Origin of the sequence: Arthrobacter agilis, assembly GCF_002953615.1 — a bacterium.
Taxonomy (GTDB): domain Bacteria; phylum Actinomycetota; class Actinomycetes; order Actinomycetales; family Micrococcaceae; genus Arthrobacter_D; species Arthrobacter_D agilis_B.
Genome location: NZ_CP024915.1, coordinates 1,378,299 through 1,380,394 on the forward strand (window position 1 = coordinate 1,378,299; position 2,096 = coordinate 1,380,394).

A 2,096-nucleotide genomic window follows, 5' to 3' on the forward strand; every position below is an offset into this window, starting at 1 on the left:
GTCATCCTCCGTTCACCCACCCATCAGGTTCCTCTCGCCTGGCGCCACTGTTCGTCGGGTAGACAGGTGGTGTGGTCTCACCGGCAGTACGACGAAGGAACGGGTAGTAGCCATGGTGATCGTGAAGAAGAGCATCGGCATCGTCAGACAGTGCATCGATCGGGTGCGGACCAACCTCGAGGTGCTTGCCGGTCCGGACGAGCTCACCTACTGACGGCCTGCGGCTGATCCCAGAGGTGCGCCCCCGTTCACGCCGATGGGCGGTGCTCCTGTGGAGGACGTCCAGCTGTGCCGCCTGGGCGAGACCGGTACCGATACGGCTGCGCTATAGCGCCGTACGGCGTCGAACGGGGACCCACCGGGCCGTCGCAATATCTGTTTCGCCTAGCTGTCATCGCCGTCAGGATGCCGTCGCTTCCCCGTGTCACGCAGTCCGAGCGATTCCTGGCGCTCGGATACCAGCTCCCGGACGGCGATCGACAGGAGGTCTCGCTGCAGTTCCTCCAGCTGAAGCTCGCCGGCGAGATAGCGGGCCAGTTCGTCGTCGCCGGCGCTGCCACCGTTCATGAGATAGCGCAGCCACAGGTCGTGAACGTTCAGTCCCTCCTCGATGACCATCTGTGCCAACTGTCGTCTCTGGTCGTCCGCCCTCACGGCATTCCTCCGGCACCTGGGATTCTGGTGCAGCGATGATGTCACGTGAGTCGGCGGAACTGGGCGAATATGACGGCATGGGGCTGCCTGCAGGAGCCGATAGCGGCGGCAGCTCTCGGCGTGTACGCGAGCCGGTTCGACCGGGACCCGAATGGCGTCGCCGTCCCCTTCGGTGAGTTGATGCCGCAACCACCCTTCAGCGGTTCGGGAACGGATCAGTTGCTCCAGCGGAAAATCGGGAAGCGTTGCACATACGAACAAATGCGCGATGCGCCCAGGACAAGGAAAAACCCCGCCGTTCCGGGCTCTGGCCCTTGGAGCGGCGGGGTTCTTCGTGGTGGGTCCTACCGGGATCGAACCGATGACATCCACGGTGTAAACGTGGCGCTCTACCAGCTGAGCTAAAGACCCTCGTCCTGTGATGCCGCCACCGGCTCCTGCCGATCGGGCGCCATCACGAGGATCGACTATACCGGCTTGCCGCAGGATCGCGCCAATCCGGGTGGCGCTATTCGCCGGCCGCGAGCTGCCCGCAGGCACCGTCGATCTCCTTGCCACGGGTGTCCCTGAGGGTCGTGGGGATACCGGCGGCGCGGAGGCGGTTGATGAACTCCGTCGAGACGCTCTTCTCCGACGCCGTCCAGATGGAGCCCGGCGTCGGGTTGAGCGGGATCGGGTTGACGTGCACCCAGCCACGGCCGCGCTGGTTCAGTTTTTTCGCCAGCAGGTCCGCACGCCAGGCGTGGTCGTTCATGTCCTTGATCAGTGCGTACTCGATGCTCACGCGGCGCCCCGTGGTCCGGTAGTAGTTGTAGGCCGCGTCGAGGGCCTCGTCGACCTTCCAGCGCGTGTTGACGGGGATCAGCTCGTCGCGGAGTTCGTCGTCGGGTGCGTGGAGGGACAGTGCGAAGGTGACGGGCAGCGACTCGGCCGCCAGCTTGTTGATGGCCGGCACGAGCCCCACCGTGGAGACGGTGATGTTGCGGGCGGACATGCCGAGGCCCTCGGGGGAGTCGTCGACGAAGCGGTGCAGTGCCGCCATCACGCGCTTGTAGTTGGCCAGCGGCTCACCCATGCCCATGAAGACGATGTTCGTGACGCGGTCGGCGTCGTGCCCGCCATCGGTGCGCAGGTCGCCCAGGGCGCCTTCCGCGAGGGCGCGGTTCGCGGCGACCACCTGGTCCACGATCTCCGCCGTCGACATGTTGCGGGTTAGGCCCGCCTGGCCCGTGGCACAGAACGGGCAGTTCATGCCGCAGCCGGCCTGGGAGGAGACGCACAGGGTCACCCGGCCCGGGTAGCGCATCAGGACCGATTCCACGAGGGCGCCGTCGAACAGCCGCCACAGGAACTTGATGGTGTCGCCGTTGTCCGTGGTCAGCCGCTTCACCTCCGTCAGGAGCGGCGGGAACATCGCCGAGACGAGCTCCTCCCACCGTGCA

The 2,096-nt window shown here is 65.9% G+C and carries 2 protein-coding genes and 1 tRNA gene; all 3 read right to left on the minus strand.

Annotated features, from left to right (window positions below; translation table 11 throughout):
- Positions 1–384: 384 nt before the first annotated feature.
- Positions 385–654 (minus strand): hypothetical protein, encoded by a 270-nt coding sequence (locus tag CVO76_RS06605; RefSeq protein ID WP_208741345.1) that lies wholly within the window; start codon positions 652–654, stop codon positions 385–387.
- 335 nt (positions 655–989) lie between these two features.
- Positions 990–1,065, minus strand: a tRNA-Val gene (locus tag CVO76_RS06610).
- A gap of 97 nt (positions 1,066–1,162) precedes the next feature.
- Positions 1,163–2,096: 23S rRNA (adenine(2503)-C(2))-methyltransferase RlmN (gene rlmN / locus CVO76_RS06615; RefSeq protein WP_208741347.1), on the minus strand; the 934-nt coding region annotated here is incomplete at its 5' end.